Source organism: Litorerythrobacter xanthomarinus (assembly GCF_046254955.1).
Lineage (GTDB): Bacteria > Pseudomonadota > Alphaproteobacteria > Sphingomonadales > Sphingomonadaceae > Qipengyuania_C.
Genome location: NZ_JBJXRG010000001.1, coordinates 49,698 through 67,535, shown reverse-complemented (window position 1 = coordinate 67,535; position 17,838 = coordinate 49,698). Strand labels below are relative to the sequence as shown.

The window sequence follows — 17,838 nt, the reverse complement described above, 5'->3', positions numbered from 1 at the left end:
GCGCGGCGCGCTTGTCTTGCGGGGAGAGACACTATGGAATTCGCCCAGGCCGCTTATCCGACGTTGGTCTACGTCCACCTCTTGTTGTTCGTCTTCTGGCTGGGGGCCGATGCGGGCGTATTCATGCTTGGCCAGGAATTCCGGCGGCGTCACAAATACGAATTGCCGACCCGGCTGGTGCAGCTTCAGATGCTCGTCAATCTCGATATGGTGCCGCGCACGGCATGGGCACTGATGGTGCCAATCTCGATCACGATCAGCGCAGGCGGCGGTTGGTGGGAGGTTCCTGCATGGATGTTCTGGGGTAGCTGGGTGGTCGGAGCGGCCTGGCTCTGGCTGGTGTGGGATGCGCACCTTCACGATCAGATGCCGCGTGCGGCGCGTGATCGCAAGATCGAGTGGATCTTCAAGATCGGATTGACGCTGTTCTACCTGTGGCTCGGGACCGCTTCCTTGCTCACGGGCGATCCAATCGCGCCCACCTGGCTTGCCTGGAAAGCGCTCATGTTCGGGCTGATCTTTGCTGCCGCGATCATGATCGATGTGGCGTTCAAACCGGTCGGGCCGCTACTCGGCAAGCTGATCGCCGAAGGCTCTTCTGATGAGACCGAGGTGCCGCTGCTGAAGACCATGAACCGCACCCGGATTTGGGTGTGGATCGTGTACCTCATGCTCTTCGCAACGGCCTACCTCGGAAACGTGAAGCCCATCTAGGCGCCGGAACGGCGGGCGTCAGTGCCCGCCGCCGGAACTGTCCGAATGGCCTTCTGCCGCACGGCGCTGATCTTCGAGCAACTTAAATTTCGTCCAAGTCGTCTCGTTACGGCGCGTATCGTCCGCCGGCGGAGCATCTTCATAGATCGGATAGTTCTCGCGAATCTCATTCTTGAGAACGTCTGGTAGTTCCTCGAAACCGCCCGGTAGCTTGCGGCCCATCGCATTGAATACCATCAATCCGGGCCGCGAACCCATCTTCATCCACGGTGCCCACTGCGAAATGCGGACCCAGCTGACCATGGGATAAGCGGGCCTTGAGCTGTCGAACAATTCGTCTTTTAGTGCGGCGAAATCGAAGATCTCCATCGCGTGGTACATGTTGCCGACATATTCTTGATATTCGCCTGCAAGCGGGTTGGTGTAGAAGAGCGGCACTTCGAACGGCATGAAGACATAGGGGCCTTCTTCGCGCAGCGTTGGCAGGCGGAAAGGCTGGCCACTGGACGAAACAGCGAAGCTGGGTCGCTGGTTCACTGGATCGTTATAGATCTGCATCACGTCGACTGTTTCGCCAGTGTATGGATTTTCCCATTCATCCACCACTTCGCCGGTTTCGGGATCGAGCATCAGCATGATCTCACGGCTGATCAGCCGCCAGCCCGTGCCGCGTTCGGGATCCTCAACCGAGACGCAGCGGCGGATATTCATACCTTCGCCTCTGAAGAGCAGCTTGTCGCGCTGCCCCGGTGAACGACCGTAGATATTTCCAGACCAATGGTAGACTGCGGTATCGCCATCCTGGACACCGCATTGGATGCGCTTGGAGATTTCCAGCGCATCGACCGGATCATTCGGATCGAGCATGTGATCGTCGGCCTGTGCAGGCGCTGCTGACAATGCCAGCGCGGCGGCTGATGCAGCCAAAGCGGTCTTAGTAATGGTACGGAACATCTGGTAGCTCTCCCTATCAAGTCCGAAAATTTGTCCGGACATAATGACGATTCTTGCTTGACTTTAGATTTGTCCGGACAAATTGTGAAGCCGCATTCTTTAAAGACCCCATTTGGGAGCCCTCATTTCCGTGTTTGCCTGCAACAGCATCCTCTTTGTGCCCGGCTCGAGGCCGGAACGTTTCGCCAAGGCGGGCGCTGCCGGCGCGGGGCTGGTGATTATCGACCTGGAAGATGCTGTCGGTCCGGAAGGCAAGGATACGGCTCGCAGGTCGGCGCTCGACCATGTGGCGGAAGCGGGCCAAGGCTTCGCTATCCGGATCAACGGCTTGATGACAGCCGAAGGAGTGCGCGACCTCGGCGCGATGACCGCGGTGGAGATCCTGCCAGACATCCTGATGGTGCCGATGGTCGAATCCGCTACCGAACTCGATATCATCGCCGGCGCGCTGGGCGAGCGGTGCCCTGCGCTGATCCCGCTGATCGAAACCCCGCGCGGGCTGCGCGCGGCGCTGGAAATCGTCAGCCATCCCAAGGTTTGCGCCTTGATGTTCGGTGGAGCGGATTTCTCCGGCGAGTTGCAAGTCGCGGTATCGTGGGAGCCGCTTTTGGCGGCGCGCCAGCAACTGGTGCTCGCCTGCGCCGAAGCGCGCAAGCAGCTGATCGATGTGCCTTACATCCATCTCGACGATGAGGATGGCCTCAGGCGCGAGTGCGAACAGGCGCGCGCGATCGGGATCACTGCCAAGTCTGCCATCCATCCCAAGCAAGTCTCGGTGATTGAAACCGTCTTTGCGCCCACGGATGAGCAGATCGCCGAGGCCAAAGAGGCGTTGCAGGTTTACGAAGAAACAGGCGGAAAGGCCGTGCGGCACAGGGGACGCATGCTCGAAGCGCCAATGATCAAGACATATCGTGCGATACTCGCGCGCAGTGAGGGGCAAAAGAATGCGTGACGCTTACGTCGAAGTCTCACCCGGCCGATTCCGGGAGGTACAGGGCCGCTACTTCGAGGATTTCGAAGTCGGCCACATCTATGAACACCGCCCGGGTCGCACCATCACCGATGCGGACAATGTCTGGTTCACTCTATTAACGATGAACACGCATCCCGCGCACTTCGATTACGAGCTTTCCAAGAAGACCGAGTTCGGCAAGCCGTTGGTCGTCAGTCCGCTGACCATCGCGATCATGACCGGCATGAGCGTCTCCGATACCAGTGCCAAGGCGATCGCCAATTTGGGCTGGGACGAGGTCCGCATGACGCATCCGCTATTCGTAGGCGACACGATCTATTGCGAGAGCGAAGTGCTCGAGAAGCGTGAAAGCAAGAGCCGCGAAGGGCAGGGTATCGTAACTTTCAAGACCACCGCGACCAACCAGCACGGCGATGTGGTGAGCCACTACAAGCGCTCGGTTCTGGTCTGGAAGCGCGGCTTCGGCAATCTCGACGACTGATTTAAATCCAAGGATAAACTAATGGCAACCGCCGCAAAATTCGAAGACCAGATCCGCACCATCGATCCGGATGAAGAGCGCGCTTTCATGGACGCGATCGACCGCTGGCTCGAACGCGAGGTGATCCCGGTGATCCAGCACCACGATCATGGCGATATCTGGCCTGAAAAGCTGGTCGAGCAGATGGCGGAGATGGGCCTGTTCGGAGCCACTATCGGGCAGGAATATGGCGGGCTGGGCCTGCCTGCGACGACCTATGCCAAGATCGTGATGCGCATATCCAGCTACTGGATGGCGATTACCGGCATCTTCAATTCGCACCTGATCATGGCGGCAGCGGTTGAGCGGTTCGGTACGCTCGAGCAGAAAGCCAAGTGGCTGCCCAAGTTCGCGACAGGCGAGATTCGCGGCGGTCTGGCGCTGACCGAACCCAACGCAGGGACCGACCTGCAGGCTATCCGCTCGGTTGCGGTGCGCGACGGCGACGATTACGTGATCAACGGAACCAAGACCTGGATTTCGAATGCGCTGAATGGATCGTGCTTCGCCATGCTGGTCAAGACCGATCCTAAGGCCGAACCTCGCTACAAGGGCATGAGCCTGTTCATCGCCGACAAGCGGGATGGCCTCACCACCGGCAAGAAGTTCGACAAGCTGGGCTACAAGTCTATCGATAGCGCCGAGCTGATCATGGAAGACTATCGCATCCCTGCCGACCAGCTGATCGGCGGCGTCGAGGGACAGGGCTTCTTCCAGGCGACCGGCGGGCTCGAACTGGGCCGGATCAATGTTGCAGCGCGCGGCGTGGGCCTTGCTGAAGGATCACTTCGGCTGGCGACAGAATATGCCCAGCAGCGCGAAACCATGGGCAAACCGATCGCGCAGCACCAGGCGATCCAGCTCAAGCTTGGCGAGATGGTCACGCGCGCCCGCGCTGCCCGCTTGCTGACGCTCGATGCTGCGCAGGCGTATGACCGCGGCGAACGCTGCGACAAGGAGGCTGGTATGGCGAAATACTTCGCCTCCGAAGCTGCGGTCGACAACAGCCAGGAAGCGATGCGGGTTTACGGCGGCTATTCCTACTCCAAGGAATACGACATCGAGCGCTACTACCGCGATTCCATGCTGATGTGCATCGGGGAAGGAACCAACGAGATGCAGCGCATCATCATCGCCAAGCAGCACGTCAAAGAAAACCAGATCTGAGGTAAGGGGGAGGGGATGCACCTGCCGTTATCCGGATTTCGGGTTATCAGCGCCGAACAATACGGCGCCGGGCCCTATGGCACGATGTTCCTTGCCCAGATGGGAGCTGAAGTCATCAAGATCGAGCCGCCCGGCAAGATCGGCGAGGATGGCACGCGGCGCGGCGGCGGCGATACGGCGCGCCACGTCGGCCCGCATTTCCTGCGCGAGAACGAGAGCACCTATTTCCAGAGCTTTAATCTCAACAAGAAATCGCTGACGCTCGATTTGAACAGCGAACAGGGACAGGAAATCCTGCACAGGCTGGTCGCATCAAGCCACGTTGTTGCCAACAATATGCGCGGGGACCTGCCCGCAAGGCTGGGCCTCACTTACGATGCGCTCAAGCAAATCAATCCGGCGATCGTTTGTGCGCATCTCTCGGCCTATGGCCGCGACAATGAACGGGCCAAATGGCCCGGTTATGATTATCTGATGCAGGCCGAAGCGGGCTATTGCCAGCTCACCGGCGAACCGGGCGGCGAACCGCAGCGCATGGGCCTCTCGATGGTCGATTTCATGACCGGGACGATCTTCTGCATTGGCCTATTGGGCGCGCTGGTCGATGCCCAGCGCAGCGGCAAAGGCCGAGACGTTGATACCGACCTGCTCTCGGCAGCGGTGCACCAGACGAGCTATCCGGCGATCTGGTACATGAACGATGGCGACGAGACGCAGCGTACGCCGCGCTCCGCCCATCCGAACGCCACACCCAGCCAGATGTTCAAGGCCAGCGATGGCTGGATGTTCGTGATGTGCCAGCTGCCCAAGTTCTGGCCGATCATGCTGGAGAAAATCGGGCGCGAAGACATGCTCGATGATCCACGCTTCGCCAGCAATGCCGATCGCCTCGCCAATCGCGACGCGCTGACCGAGGTGCTCGACGAACATTTTTCCCGGGAAACAATGGCGCATTGGCAGGAATTGCTCGCCGGCTTCGTGCCGGTTGCTCCGGTGTATGAGCTGGGCGCTGCGCTGGACAATCCGTGGCTCGAGACCATCGGTATGCGAGATCAAGTTGTTCACCCTGACAAGGACGACCTGCAAGTGCTCGCAAGCCCGATCAAGCTTGATGGCAAGCGGCTGCCCAATCGCGCTGCGCCGTTGCTCGGTGCAGACAGCGAAGACCTGCTCGGAGAACTCGGCTATGATGCAAGCGAGATCGCTGACCTGCGATCGACCGGAGTAATTTAAACGCCATCATGGGAAAGCTTTCCGGCATCACGGTAGTCGACCTTTCGCTGTTCCTGCCGGGACCGATGATGACGGTGATGATGGCCGACCAGGGCGCGCGCGTGATCAAGGTCGAGCCGCCGGCGGGGGATCCCGCGCGTGAACAGTCTCCCTTCGATCGTTACGATGGTGCCGAGCAATCGGTATGGTTCGCCAATCTCAATCGCGGCAAGGAATGCCTTGCGCTGGATTTGAAATCGGATGCGGGCCGGGTGCAACTAACCGAAGCGATCCGTTCGGCCGATATCTTCGTCGAGGGATTCCGCCCCGGCGCAATGAAGCGACTTGGTTTCGACTATGACGCGGTAAAGGCGATCAAGTCCGACATAATCTATTGTTCGATCTCGGCCTTCGGGCAGGAAGGTGCGCTGGCGCATCACCCGGCCCACGACATGGCAGTGCAGGCGCTAGCCGGATTTCTGGCCGTCAACGACGGGCCAGACGGTACGCCCGTCGTCCCCGGCGCGCCATCGGCTGACATGGCGGCGGGTCTTACCGCGCTTTCGGCGACCCTGATGGCACTGGTCGCGCGAGACCGCACGGGCGAAGGCGCCTATATCGACTGTGCGATGTTTGACAGCCTGCTGCCCTGGTGCGCGCATACCGCAGGCACCGCGATTGCGGGCGGCAAAAGCCCAAAATCTGCCAGCCAGCGCTCGCTAGGCGGCGCGGCATTCTACCAGGTCTACAAGACTTCGGACGGCAAGCATGTCGTTCTCGGCGGACGCGAGCTACACTTCGCTAGCAACCTTCTCACAGCACTTGGCCGCGAAGATCTTTACGATCATGCTGCACGCGATGCGGGAGAGCAGGGCGAGCTGATCGCCTTCCTTCGCGAAACGTTTGCCACCAAGTCTCGCGACGAATGGGTTTCGTGGTTCAAAGACAAGGATGTGGCTTTCTCGCCCGTACTCGATTTTCGCGAAGCTTTCGACGAACCGCATGTCGCCGAGCGCGGCTTGCTGGTTGAAACCGAAGACGGCGGCAATCACATAGCTCCATCGATCCGTTTTTTGGGCGAAGATTGGTCGCCCGGCGCAGTGCCGGAGCTCGGCGGGAAATGAGCGTTTTAGTCCTCGACGTCGATATGCATCGAGTAGGCAAAGCGATCGCCGGGATGGTAGCTCACCGAAACTTCGAAGGCGTTGCCCTTGGGATCGACATAGCAACGCAGAATGCGCAGCACGGGGCTATCTTCTTCCACTTGAAGTGCATCGGCGATGACGGAGCAGGCGGCAATTGCCTGGATTTCCTGGCTCACCTTGCCGATCCGGACACCAGCGATCTTCTCGATCTGCGTGAACAACGTGCCGCTGTCGAGGACGACGCGATCGACAGTGTCGCCCAGTCTCTCATGAAAGAAAGCGTCGGTCAGAGCGATCGCCTGATCGCTATTGCTATGCGTCCGGACGCCTCTGAAACAGCGCCAGTCGCCCGACGTATCTTCCGCAAGTTGCTCAGCAATATCTTCGGGGAGCGGACCGTTGCCGTGTTCGGCAAAGTTCACCTGGCTATCGCGGGCGTATTGCAGGAGCTCGCCGACATTGGAAAGTGGCTGGTGCAAGGCGCCGCCGCGCGCAGCAGCAGGTTGCACGGTGGTGCCCGAACCGCGCTTGCGGGCGATCAGACCTTCGGCCTGGAGCCTGCGCAGAGCTTCGCGAACCGTAAACCGGCTGACATCGTAGCGCTTGCACAGCTCGTTTTCGGTCGGAAACGGAGTCCCCTTGGAATATTGATCTGCCAGGATCTCTTCGCGCAACTCGCTCGCCACCGCGACATAGCGCGGGATCGGCTTGGTGGAAACGGGTTGGTTTGCTGCGGCCAAGGGCCAATCCTCCTGAGTGGCAAGTGCGGGGGATGCCATGGCTGACCCCCTGTTGCCAGAACTTGTCCGGACATTAGCGCGGCCTATCGGGAAAAGCGAGAGGACACGTGCACGTCTTCACTTGCTAGATTGGTTGGCTTGTGTCGCCGGTGCACGCCAGACCGAAGCTGGCCAGCTTGGCAGCGTGATTTCGCCCTATGGCTGGGAGAAAGCGACCTATCTCGGCAATGTTCTCGAAATGGACGATGTTCACCGGACCGCGTTGCTTCATCCGGGTCCGGTGATTTGGCCTGCCGCTCTGAGCCTTTCGAGCGCGGACTTTGAGTCCTGTCTCGATGCAGCGGTACGCGGCTATGAGGCGATGATCGCGGTGGGTGCGGCGCTCGACGCGCATCACTATGCGCATTGGCACCCGACCGCGACTGCGGGCGTGTTCGGAAGCGCGGCGGCATTCGGTTCGTTGATCGGCTTCGCTCCGGTCGAATACGAGAATGCGCTGGGCAACGCTGGATCGGTAGCCGGCGGGCTGTGGCACCTGCGCCATGATGATGTGCTGACCAAGCAGTGGCACATATATCATGCCGTGCGAACCGGCCGCGATGCGGCAATGCATGTCCATCGCGGGGCGACCGGGCCCAAAGGTATTCTCGACGGGCCGCAGGGGTTGTTTTCCGCGATGACCGAGACGCACGGGGGACTGGCAAGCAATGGTGACGGCTGGCTGCTCGAGCAGGTCAGCTTCAAGCCCTGGGCCGCCTGCCGCCATGCGCATCCGGCCATCGATGCCGCGATGGAATTGCGTAAAGCGAGCAAGCTCGAAGCGCCATTCAGGGTCGAGACCTATGCAGATGCGCTGACTTTTTGCGACCGACCTGATCCCAAAACCGAGCTGGATGCGAAATTCTCGCTGCAGCATTCGATCGCCGTCGTGGCGGATGGACGCGACGCACGGCCCGAAGACTTTACGATGGAAGCCGTGGCGGCGCTGGCAGACTTGCGGGCGCAGGTCGAAGTCAGCGAAGACCCGGCGATCACTGCGCGCTATCCGGTACACTTCGGTGCACGGGTGAACGGATTGGATTTGGTCGACACGCTGGGCGATCCGGAGCGCCCCGTGGGTGAACAGGCAATAATTGCGAAAATGGAGATGCTGGGCGCCTGGGGCGGATTGAAGTCTGCACAAAGCGAACGTGCCATTGCGCTGGCACTCGAAGGCGATGACGCGCCGGCGATCGCCGCACTGCTGGAGGAATGGCTGGCATGAATGCAGTGAACGCCATTTGCGATTTCGCGACCAACCCGCCCGCTCTTCCGGTGCAGGCGCGCGCGGATGCCGAGCGACTGCTGGCCGATACGCTGGCCGGGGGTGCGGCAGGTGCGCAGTCGCCTGAGGCGCAAAAGCTGCGGCAGGCGCTAGGCGTGTGGGGCGATAACTCCGACGCGCGGCTGCTCGACGGTTCTGGCTATGCGCCTGCGCCGTCCGCCGCCTTCTTCAACGGCTTTGCCATCCATTGCCTCGAATGGGATGCGGTGCACGAAGGCGCGGTGGTCCATGCACTGTCGACAGTCACGGCGGCGTTGCTGGCGGTGTCGGACCGCAAGGGCGGCAGCGAGCCGGACGATTTTCTCAAGGCGTTGGCTATCGGCGTCGATATCGCCAGCGGGATTGGCCTTTCCGCGACTGGCCCGATGCATTTCTTCCGGCCCGCCACTGCAGGCGTATTCGGAGCGGCGCTAGGATGCGCATGGCTGGATGGCCTTCCGCGTGAAAAGTTTCCCGATGTGATGGGCCTGGCATATTCGTTCGCCAGTGGGACGATGCAGGCGCACGTTGAAGCCTCGATTGCCTTGCCGTTGCAGATTGCCAATGCGGCCCGGGCGGCGGTTACCGCACTCGATCTCGCCAAGGCCGGGATGAATGGTCCGCATGATGTTTTGGACGGGCCGTTCGGCTATTCCAAGCTCATCGAACCGCTCGATCTGGGCCGATATACCGACGATCTGGGGCAGGTCTGGCGGATTGCCGAGATCTCGATCAAACCATTCCCCTCGGGCCGCGCGAGCCATGGGGCGCTTGGCGCTCTTCAGGCGGTCCGTTCCGAACACGGCATTGGTCTCTCCGATGTGAGATCGATCAAGCACTACGCACCCCCGCTCATCAAGCGACTGGTCGGAAGGCCCTATCAGGCCGATATGTCAGCGGCTTACGCGCGGTTGTGCCTACCCATTCTAGCGCCCTTGATGCTGCGCGATGGCGTGATCGACCCCGCGCTGTTCGAGGATAGCTCGCTGCATGATCCGGCGCTGGTCACGCTGGCCGAGCATGTCAGCGTCGAGCTTGACGGCAAGGAGGATGGCAACGCCATGGTACCGCAGCGCATTGTCGTCGACTTGGCCAATGACGAGACCATCGAGCGCGAGATTCCGGCTACGTTGGGCAGCCCAGCAGCACCGATGAACGCCGAGCAATCGGCCCAGAAATACGACCTGTGCCACCGTCTGGCTGGTACGGCAGTCGACAGCCGGATTTTCGATAAACCCCTTGTTTTTGCGACGGACCCTGCATGAGCTTTCCCACCTATTTCGAAGCCTATGATCACCAGCAGATGCTGCGCGACTATCCGGTCGGTGCGGAGTTCGTCGCGCGCTACAAATCGATGAGCCGCGATGAATTGTTCGCGCTCCAGGATGCGCAATTCCGCAAGCTGATGCAGCGCGGCTGGGAGATCCCGTTCTACCAGCGGCTATGGGGCGCCAAGGGCATCGAGCCGGGCGACATCCAGGGCCTCGCCGATATCACCAAGCTGCCAGTCTACGACAAGTCGGATCTGATGGCCTCGATCGCCGCACATCCACCATATGGCGATTTCGCCGGATTGGGCGGGCCTGATCGTGCGCCTTCGGTGTTCCACACCACCAGCGGCACTACGGGCAAGCCGCAGGTTCTCATCTTCGGGCCAAAGGGTCGCGAAGTGGGCAATCTGATGGTCGGCAGGATGTATCGCTGGATGGGACTGGAAAGCGACGACGTGGTCCATTCGGTCTATGGCCACGGCATGATCAATGGCGGGCACTACATCCGCGAAGCCGTGACGCGTTACACCAACTCGATCTTCCTTTCCGCCGGGACCGGAATCGAGACGCGCAGCGTCAATCAGGTCCAACTCATGGCCGATTTCGGTGTCAGCTGCATAGTTGGCTTCGTCGATTATATCCGCAAGCTCGCCGGAACCGCTGAGGAACTGGGCCTGTTCGACAAGATCAATATCAAGATGATTATCGGGCATCTCGGCGCAGAGGACCGCTCCGCCACAGAAGCGGCATGGCACGGCGCCAAGGCATATGACTGGTACGGCGTGGGCGACACCGGGACGATTGCGGGCGAGGGGCCCGATCGCGACGGCATGTATGTCTGGGAAGATGCGCAATATCTCGAATTGCTCGACGTGGACGAGGGCACTACCATCGCAAAGGGCGAAACGGGGGACATGGTCGTGACCTGTCTTTACAAGGACGATGTCGCCCCCTGCATTCGCTTCAATACGCATGACATCACGCATGAACTCGACGGGCAGGGCGAGATCGCGTTCAAACGGATCGCCGGTTTCCGCGGTCGCAGCGACAACATGGTCAAACTGCGCGGGATCAATGTGTTCCCGCATGCGATCGGCGCGATCATCGAAAACCGTCCCGACCTGACCGGCGAGTATGTCTGCCATCTCACGCGTGACGGCAGTGGCCGCGATTCGATGCGCGTGACGCTGGAAAGCAAGGGTGGGACCGACCAAGGAGCGCTTGCCGAAACGCTGAAGCAGGGGCTGGGCGTCGAAGTGGACGTGGCGCTGTGCGAACCCGGCGGTACCGCCAAGGTGACCGAGATCGATACCCGTCAGAAGCCGCTGCGCCTGATCGACGAGCGCAAATTGTGATCGATTTCGACGCACTCGAGCGCGTCAATGCGCCGCTCAACGCCTTCAGTCATTTCGACCGAAGCGCGAAGGGGGGAGAGGGTGTGCTTGCCGGTGTCACGATTGGGGTCAAAGCTAACATCGCGGTCCAAGGCATGCCATTCCATGCCGGGATGGAGACCTTCCGTGATCGGATCGCGGAAAAGGACGCCGAAACCGTCGCCAAGCTGCTTAGCGAAGGTGCGGCGATTATCGGTATTCTCAATATGGAAGAGGCAGCACTCGGCTCGAAGACCGATAACCCGCATTTCGGGCAAGTCATCAATCCGCATAAAGCCGGCTATTCGCCCGGCGGCTCTTCGGGCGGCAGCGGAGCAGCGGTGGCTGCGGGCCTGTGTGACGCGGCGCTCGGCACCGATACCATGGGTTCGGTCCGCATTCCGGCAGCACATTGCGGAGTCTATGGCTTCAAGCCTGCGACCGACCGGGTGAGCCAGGATGGGCTCGAGCCGGCTGACCCGCAGCTCGATGCGATTGGCCCGCTTGCGCGCGACCTCGACATGCTTGAGCGTGTTTCGCGCGTGATGAGCGAATTTGGGGAAGCGGCCATCGAAGGCTCGGGAGCGCAGCTGGCAAACCACGGTGTCAAACTCGATTCTGCGGTTGCCGAGGCCTTCTCGCATGCGCTGGGCCAGCTGGATCACGTGCCCGCCAGCGTCGAACTGCCGGACAAGAACTCGCGCATCCGCTTTGCCGGCTTCATCCAGGTCTCAAGATATCTTGCCGACGCGATCGGCTCGCTCCACGGATTGTCCGATCACCTCAGAAAGCTCCTGACTTATGGCCCGAAACGCGCTGAAGGTGATTGGGCGGAGGACCAGCAACTGCTCGAAAAGACACGCGATGCCGTGCGGGTCATCGTGGCGCAGCACGGCTTCCTGATCATGCCGACCGCGCCGAATGCCCCCTTCGCCCACAGTGACAAGGAACCGGCAGGGCAAGCCGACTTCACCGGACTTGCCAATTTTGCCGGACTTCCCGCCATTAGCCTGCCGATGGGCTGGACCGATGACCGATTGCCGCTCGGCGTCCAAATCGTCGCGCAATCTGGAGCAGAAGCGGGCCTGTTCGCACTTGCTCGCCAACTTGATGCCAAACTTGGTGCCTATCGTGCACCGCAACCCCTCGCAGGAGATTGACCGATGCGTATCATAGTTCCCTTCAACCTGAAGCCCGGCACCGATGTAGCGGAGTATGAGGAATGGGCCCGGGACAAGGACGTCCCCACCGCATCCGCGCTTCCGTCGGTCACCAGCTTCACCGTGCATAAGGCGACCGGGCTGTTCGGCGATCCTGATACGCCGCCGCCGTACCAGTATTTCGAAGTGCTCGACATCACCAACATGGATGACTTCATTGCCGATGTGTCTGATCCGGCGTTTCAGGAGAAGGCCGCACCGTTCCAGGAATATGCCGACGGGCCGCAATTCATCCTGACCGAGGACATTTAAGATGAGCAAGTTTGTCGGCAAGACAATCGTCGTTACGGGATCGGGCAAGCACAAGGGCCTCGGGCAAGGAGTTCTGCAGGCCTTTGCGAACGAGAAAGCCAACTGTGTGGTATCGGACTTAGTGATCGACGATGAGGCCGAAGAGGTCGCTGAAGAACTGCGCGGTCGCGGGGCGCAAGTCGCCACGGTGGCCTGCAATGTGTCCGACGTGGAGCAGTGCCGGAACCTGATCGCCCAGGCGACCGATGCATTCGGCGGGGTCGACATTCTCGTCAACAATGCCGGGATCGGCTTCAAGATGAAGCCCATCCTCGAAGTCGATACTGCGGACGAATGGGATCAGGTGATAGCGGTGAATCTTTCTGGCGCTTTCTATTGCTCGCAGGCTGCGGCGCGGCAGATGGTTGAGCAAGGCAAAGGCGGACGGATCATCAACATCGCCTCGCAAGCCGCGAAAACGGGCTTCCCGCACCTGCCCGCCTATGTCTCATCGAAGCACGGCATGGTGGGCCTCACACGGGCCAGCGCAGTCGAGTTGGGCGCGCACGGCATCACCGTCAACGCCGTGTGCCCGAACCATGTCACCACCGCACTGGGCGCGGAGCAGAACGAGTATTTCTCGAAGCTGCTGGGGTTCGACACGGTCGAGGCCTATCTCGAAAACATGAGCGCCAAGAACCCGATGGGCCGCCCTGGTTTGCCGAGCGACACCGCCGCGGCCTGCCTGTGGCTGGCGAGCGATGAGGCATTCTATGTGACCGGTGAGGCGCTGAACGTGAGCGGCGGCGAGGAGATGCACTAGTTTACGGTATCCGGTTCCGGCCCTCTCGCCCTCCCAACCACCCGAGTTGATGACAGCCACGCTATCGGGTGGTTGGGAGGGCGAGAGGGCCGGAACCTCCCGAGCGTGAGCGAGCAAGGAACCTTATGATACAAGAAGAACGGATCGACTGGCCGGACAACGCCAAGATGGCGCTGAGCGTCGTGGTCAATGTCGAGGAAGGCAGCGAGATGACCATCGCGCGGGGCGACCGAGGGATGGAGCCGGTCGACGAGCTGGGTGTCTTCGTGAAATCGAAGATGCGCAATTACTCGAACGAGTCGAACTATCTCTACGGGATCAAGGCTGGTGCGCCGCGCATCGTCGCCCTGCTGCGCAAATACGAAATGATGGCGAGCTGGACCGTCGCTGCGCTCAGCCTCGAGAATCACCCCGAAATTGCCGAGACAATTGTCGATTTGGGCCATGAGCCGATCAGCCATGGCTGGCGCTGGGTACACCAGTTCAAGATGGATGAGGATCAGGAACGCGAGTTCATCCGCAAGGCGGTCGAGAGTATTGAGAAAACCTGCGGTGTTCGCCCCTATGGCTGGCTGTCGCGCTACCTCCTTACCGACAACACGCGGCGGCTGCTGTCCGAAGAAGGCTTCACCTACCACATGGACGATTACTCGGGTGACGTCCCCTTCTGGGATAAGAGCACCGGGCCCGGCAGCCCTGGAGGGAAGCCGATGTGCATCGTGCCCTACCAGCTCGACAGCAACGACATGAAGATGTGGACCGATCCGGCGCTCACGCCGCATCAGTGGCTCGATTACGCCAAGTCCAATTTCGACCAGCTCTATCGCGAAGGCGCGCGCGGCAATCCCAAGATGATGAGCCTCGGCTTACATCTGCGGATCATCGGCAGGCCGGGGCGGATCTGGGCGCTGGAAGAGTTCTTCCGCCACGTGCGCGACCACGACGATGTCTGGATCACCACGCGCAAGGCGATCGCCGATCACTTCATGGAAAACCACCCGGCATGACGCTGCGCCTCGAAATCGAGGGCCAGACGGCTCACCTTCTGATCGACCGGGCGGACAAGCGCAACGCTTTCAACATGGAGATGTGGCAGCAACTGCCGAGCTTGCTGCGGCAGATCGCTGCAAATGACCGGCTACGGCTCTTGATCCTGCGCGCTGCCGAGCCCGGGCCGTTCTGCGCCGGCGCCGATATCAAGGAGCTGCTCGCCAACAAGGATGACCCGCAGTGGCGCGCAGCGAACCAGGCGGCGATCAACCGCGTCCAGCATGAACTCGCGCGCTTTATTTTGCCGACGATCGCATTCGTTGAAGGCGACTGTGTCGGCGGCGGCTGCGGACTGGCGCTCGCATGCGACCTGCGGGTCGCGACAGCCAAGGCGCGCTTCGGGATTACGCCTGCCAAGCTGGGCCTCGTATATCCGCTTCACGACGTGAAACTGCTGACCGATCTGGTTGGGCCGGGGCAGGCCAAGCGAATCCTCTACACTGGCTCCCTCCTGGATGCCGACGAGGCGCAGCGGATCGGCCTGATCGAAATGATCGCTGACGAGCCAGCAGAGCTTGCCGAGGCGATCCTCGCTGCGAGCCCGCACTCGATCAAGGAAACCAAGAAGTTCGTCCGCCGCGTGCTCGACGGGCAGGTCGAAGACGATGAAGCGACACTGCGCATATTCGGCGAGGCATTCACCCTCTCCGATTTTGCCGAGGGCACTTCAGCCTTTGTCGAGAAACGCAAACCGGAGTTCGGAAAATGACGATGAAGCAGGGAACGATCATCGGAGGCATCGTGGCGGTGCCGGATATCGATACGGCTCTGGAGGACTATCGCGAGCGGCTCGGTTTCGAGCTGGTAGAGGATGGCTGGGTCGGCGAGGAGCTGGCCGGTAGCTGGGGCTGCCCGGGCAATGCGAAATCACGCATGGTCACCCTGCGACCGAGTAGCGGCGCGCATTGCTTTTACCGCCTGGTCGAGCAGCCGATCCCCGAGAGTTTCGTACCCACAACCACCTACGGGTGGGGCAGCTACGAGATCACTTGCCTCGATGTCTTCGGCTGGCCGGACCGCATCGCTGGCGGCGGGTTCGACATTGTCGGCGAGCCGAAGGAAATCCCCGGCATGCCCTACTTCGTGGCCATGCAGGTGCATGGGACAGGCAAGGAAATGCTCTACTTCAATGAGGTGCGTTCCAACACGCCGACGAGCGACCTGCCCAAGGCGGGATCGCAGATGGATCATATCTTCATTGTGATCCTCGCGACGCCCGATCGCGAAAGCACGGTCGAATGGTATCGGACAAAGCTTGGCCTGGATGAGGGCGAGACCTATGTGATCGCCTATTCGATGATTAACAATGCCTTCGGGCTGCCGCCCGAAACGCAGTCCTCTATCACCATGGTGCAGAAGGACCGGATGCCGATCGTCGAAGTCGATGACTTTCCCGACCAGGCAAAGCCGCGACCGCGCGCAGATGGCCAGCTCCCGCCCGGCAATTCGCTGGTGAGCCTCGCGGTGAAAGATCTCGATGCCTGCGATCTTAAGTGGATCGAAGCGCCTGCCTTGCGTGATGGCGCGATCTATGCCGGCAAGCGCAGCGCGACCACGCTGGGCCCTGCCGGTGAGTTGCTGGAATTGGTGGAAATCGCCTGATGAGGGCTTTGCTCTTGTGCCTTGCTTCGGTGTGCGTGAGCTTCGCTGCGCCGACAATCGCAGATGAGCCGCCTTCGCCGCGCGCCATTATAGAGCGTGCGCTGGCTGCGCATGGCGGCGATCACTGGCTCGATCCAGGCACATTGGTACTCTCGGGCCACGCCGAATTCTACGATCCGAAGACCGGTGAGGTGCGTTCGTGTGCGGATGATTATCGGATGTGGCGCGAGATGGATCCCGGCCGCACTGTGGCGCATGGCGCCGACGGCAAGGTGCGGATCGTAGCGAAGTCCGGCGATCGCGTCATCTTCGAAGTTGGTTATGATGGTGAGACCACCTGGACGCAGGACGGTATCCTGCCCAAAGCGCAGGCGGATGCCTATTGGGCGACCAATTTCGGCTTCGGGATCATCCGCTCGGCATTGAACGAAGGCTTTACGCTTGAGCGCGCGCCACCGCGCGACATCTCAGGCCACATGGTCGAGCTGGTGCGGATCATCGATCTGCAAGGCCAGAGGACGCTGTTCGGCTTCGATACCGCCAGCGGTTTCATCCGCTACATTGGGTTTGACAGTCCGCGCGGCTGGCACGAGCGAACCTACGACGACTTCGTCCGCCTTCCCGAAAGCGGCTGGGTCCAGGCGCGAGAAGTGACGCTTTTCTACGACGGCGTGAAGAGTAACACGGTCTATTGGCGCGAGGTCGAAACAGGTGTGGCTGTCGATCCGCTGGTATTTACCCCGCCGCAGGAGAACGAATGATGCCGCTCTACGCATTCTATTGCCGTGATGGTGAGCAGGGCACGGCGCTGCGCAAGAAGCTACTGACCGAGCATCTCTCCCATGTCGAAGACCATATCGATTCCTTCGCGGTCGCCGGCCCGCTCAAGCAGGGTGACAAGACCATAGGTTCGCTGCTTGTGATCAAGGCTTCAGACGAGGCAGATACGCGGGAAATGTTCGAGGCAGATCCCTATTTCGGTGCGGGCGTATGGCAATCGATTCGCTGCGAACAGTTCCTTGGTGTGGCCGGAGACTGGGTAGGCGGGGCGGCCTGGAAAAATGGCTGAGGATATAGCCGCGCGCTTTGACGGCTATTCGCAGGCCTGGGCGAACTTAGCCACGGACGGCATTGCCGGTTTCTGGGCGCAAGAGAGTTTCCATTTCTACAAGGCCGAAGAAGTCGCTGCCGTTTTCACGGCGTTTGACGACCTGCTGTCCTATTGGCGCGGCAACGAAGGGCTGCATGAAGGCGCGGAACTCACATTCACTGACGTGCAGGATCTCGGCATTCCCGGTCCAGCGCGTCTGGTCAGCTGTAAAATGGACTGGAAAATCGGTTTCCGGCCTGACGCGACCGATGCCAATGGAGCGCGCTTCCGGCACGCGGGCAAGGCGATGGCGGGTTGGAACCACGTGCTTAGTTTGTGGGAAGAGCAGGGCGGCGAGTGGTGTCTCACTGGATGGTGCGAGGTGCCCGACGCTGCGCCCCTGTACCTGACAGAGTTGTATTACCGGATGGCCCAGTAGCGCGCCGT

General features: G+C 60.8%; 20 protein-coding genes. 18 read left to right on the top strand and 2 right to left on the bottom strand.

All coding sequences use genetic code 11. The features are described 5' to 3' along the window. The first annotated feature begins 33 nt into the window (after positions 1-33). Positions 34-714: a hypothetical protein gene (locus tag ACEWMW_RS00325; protein ID WP_409411892.1), complete on the top strand. Its 681-nt coding sequence runs from the start codon at positions 34-36 to the stop codon at positions 712-714. A gap of 18 nt (positions 715-732) precedes the next feature. On the opposite strand, the gene ACEWMW_RS00320 is transcribed toward ACEWMW_RS00325, so the two are convergent. Beyond that, positions 733-1,668: a DUF1838 family protein gene (locus ACEWMW_RS00320; RefSeq protein WP_409411891.1), complete on the bottom strand. Its 936-nt coding sequence runs from the start codon at positions 1,666-1,668 to the stop codon at positions 733-735. Between the two features lie 130 nt (positions 1,669-1,798). Here ACEWMW_RS00320 and ACEWMW_RS00315 point away from each other — a divergent pair, with 130 nt between their 5' ends. From ACEWMW_RS00315 to ACEWMW_RS00295, 5 genes are read left to right on the top strand one after another with little or no spacing between them, the layout of a single operon-like run. Beyond that, a complete protein-coding gene (locus tag ACEWMW_RS00315; protein ID WP_409411890.1) occupies positions 1,799-2,623 on the top strand; it encodes an HpcH/HpaI aldolase/citrate lyase family protein in 825 nt (274 codons plus the stop codon). After that, positions 2,616-3,125, top strand: coding sequence for a MaoC family dehydratase (locus tag ACEWMW_RS00310; RefSeq protein ID WP_409411889.1), 510 nt, complete (start codon positions 2,616-2,618; stop codon positions 3,123-3,125). The genes ACEWMW_RS00315 and ACEWMW_RS00310 overlap by 8 nt, the downstream gene beginning before the upstream one ends. Positions 3,126-3,146: 21 nt before the next feature. Beyond that, positions 3,147-4,331 (top strand): acyl-CoA dehydrogenase family protein, encoded by a 1,185-nt coding sequence (locus tag ACEWMW_RS00305; protein ID WP_409411888.1) that lies wholly within the window; start codon positions 3,147-3,149, stop codon positions 4,329-4,331. Positions 4,332-4,346: 15 nt separating this feature from the next. Next, positions 4,347-5,564 (top strand): CaiB/BaiF CoA transferase family protein, encoded by a 1,218-nt coding sequence (locus ACEWMW_RS00300; protein ID WP_409411887.1) that lies wholly within the window; start codon positions 4,347-4,349, stop codon positions 5,562-5,564. An 8-nt stretch (positions 5,565-5,572) separates the two neighbouring features. Continuing rightward, entirely contained in the window at positions 5,573-6,667 is a 1,095-nt protein-coding gene (locus tag ACEWMW_RS00295) for a CaiB/BaiF CoA transferase family protein (RefSeq protein WP_409411886.1), read from the top strand. A 5-nt stretch (positions 6,668-6,672) separates the two neighbouring features. Here ACEWMW_RS00295 and ACEWMW_RS00290 read toward each other — a convergent pair whose 3' ends face one another. After that, the gene (locus ACEWMW_RS00290) at positions 6,673-7,467 is read right to left on the bottom strand and encodes a GntR family transcriptional regulator (protein ID WP_409411885.1); all 795 of its coding nucleotides are present in this window, start codon (positions 7,465-7,467) and stop codon (positions 6,673-6,675) included. A gap of 13 nt (positions 7,468-7,480) precedes the next feature. On the opposite strand from ACEWMW_RS00290, the gene ACEWMW_RS00285 reads away from it, so the two are divergent. The 12 genes from ACEWMW_RS00285 to ACEWMW_RS00230 all read left to right on the top strand — a co-directional run bounded on the left by ACEWMW_RS00285 (position 7,481) and on the right by ACEWMW_RS00230 (position 17,830). Continuing rightward, positions 7,481-8,692, top strand: coding sequence for an MmgE/PrpD family protein (locus ACEWMW_RS00285; protein ID WP_409411884.1), 1,212 nt, complete (start codon positions 7,481-7,483; stop codon positions 8,690-8,692). Next, complete coding sequence (locus tag ACEWMW_RS00280; protein WP_409411883.1) at positions 8,689-9,996, top strand: MmgE/PrpD family protein; 1,308 nt, start codon at positions 8,689-8,691, stop codon at positions 9,994-9,996. Before ACEWMW_RS00285 ends, ACEWMW_RS00280 begins: the two co-directional genes overlap by 4 nt. After that, positions 9,993-11,357, top strand: coding sequence for a phenylacetate--CoA ligase family protein (locus ACEWMW_RS00275; protein ID WP_409411882.1), 1,365 nt, complete (start codon positions 9,993-9,995; stop codon positions 11,355-11,357). Before ACEWMW_RS00280 ends, ACEWMW_RS00275 begins: the two co-directional genes overlap by 4 nt. Continuing rightward, positions 11,354-12,535, top strand: coding sequence for an amidase (locus tag ACEWMW_RS00270; RefSeq protein ID WP_409411881.1), 1,182 nt, complete (start codon positions 11,354-11,356; stop codon positions 12,533-12,535). The genes ACEWMW_RS00275 and ACEWMW_RS00270 overlap by 4 nt, the downstream gene beginning before the upstream one ends. 3 nt (positions 12,536-12,538) lie before the next feature. Beyond that, complete coding sequence (locus ACEWMW_RS00265) at positions 12,539-12,847, top strand: REDY-like protein HapK (RefSeq protein ID WP_409411880.1); 309 nt, start codon at positions 12,539-12,541, stop codon at positions 12,845-12,847. Between the two features lies 1 nt (position 12,848). Continuing rightward, positions 12,849-13,649, top strand: coding sequence for an SDR family NAD(P)-dependent oxidoreductase (locus tag ACEWMW_RS00260; RefSeq protein ID WP_409411879.1), 801 nt, complete (start codon positions 12,849-12,851; stop codon positions 13,647-13,649). A 125-nt stretch (positions 13,650-13,774) separates the two neighbouring features. Next, positions 13,775-14,656 (top strand): polysaccharide deacetylase family protein, encoded by an 882-nt coding sequence (locus tag ACEWMW_RS00255; RefSeq protein ID WP_409411878.1) that lies wholly within the window; start codon positions 13,775-13,777, stop codon positions 14,654-14,656. After that, complete coding sequence (locus tag ACEWMW_RS00250; RefSeq protein ID WP_409411877.1) at positions 14,653-15,408, top strand: enoyl-CoA hydratase/isomerase family protein; 756 nt, start codon at positions 14,653-14,655, stop codon at positions 15,406-15,408. Before ACEWMW_RS00255 ends, ACEWMW_RS00250 begins: the two co-directional genes overlap by 4 nt. Next, the gene (locus ACEWMW_RS00245) at positions 15,405-16,301 is read left to right on the top strand and encodes a VOC family protein (protein WP_409411876.1); all 897 of its coding nucleotides are present in this window, start codon (positions 15,405-15,407) and stop codon (positions 16,299-16,301) included. The genes ACEWMW_RS00250 and ACEWMW_RS00245 overlap by 4 nt, the downstream gene beginning before the upstream one ends. Beyond that, positions 16,301-17,062: a hypothetical protein gene (locus ACEWMW_RS00240; protein ID WP_409411875.1), complete on the top strand. Its 762-nt coding sequence runs from the start codon at positions 16,301-16,303 to the stop codon at positions 17,060-17,062. Before ACEWMW_RS00245 ends, ACEWMW_RS00240 begins: the two co-directional genes overlap by 1 nt. Next, complete coding sequence (locus tag ACEWMW_RS00235) at positions 17,059-17,370, top strand: YciI family protein (RefSeq protein ID WP_409411874.1); 312 nt, start codon at positions 17,059-17,061, stop codon at positions 17,368-17,370. Before ACEWMW_RS00240 ends, ACEWMW_RS00235 begins: the two co-directional genes overlap by 4 nt. Beyond that, complete coding sequence (locus ACEWMW_RS00230; RefSeq protein WP_409411873.1) at positions 17,363-17,830, top strand: hypothetical protein; 468 nt, start codon at positions 17,363-17,365, stop codon at positions 17,828-17,830. Before ACEWMW_RS00235 ends, ACEWMW_RS00230 begins: the two co-directional genes overlap by 8 nt. Positions 17,831-17,838: the final 8 nt, after the last annotated feature.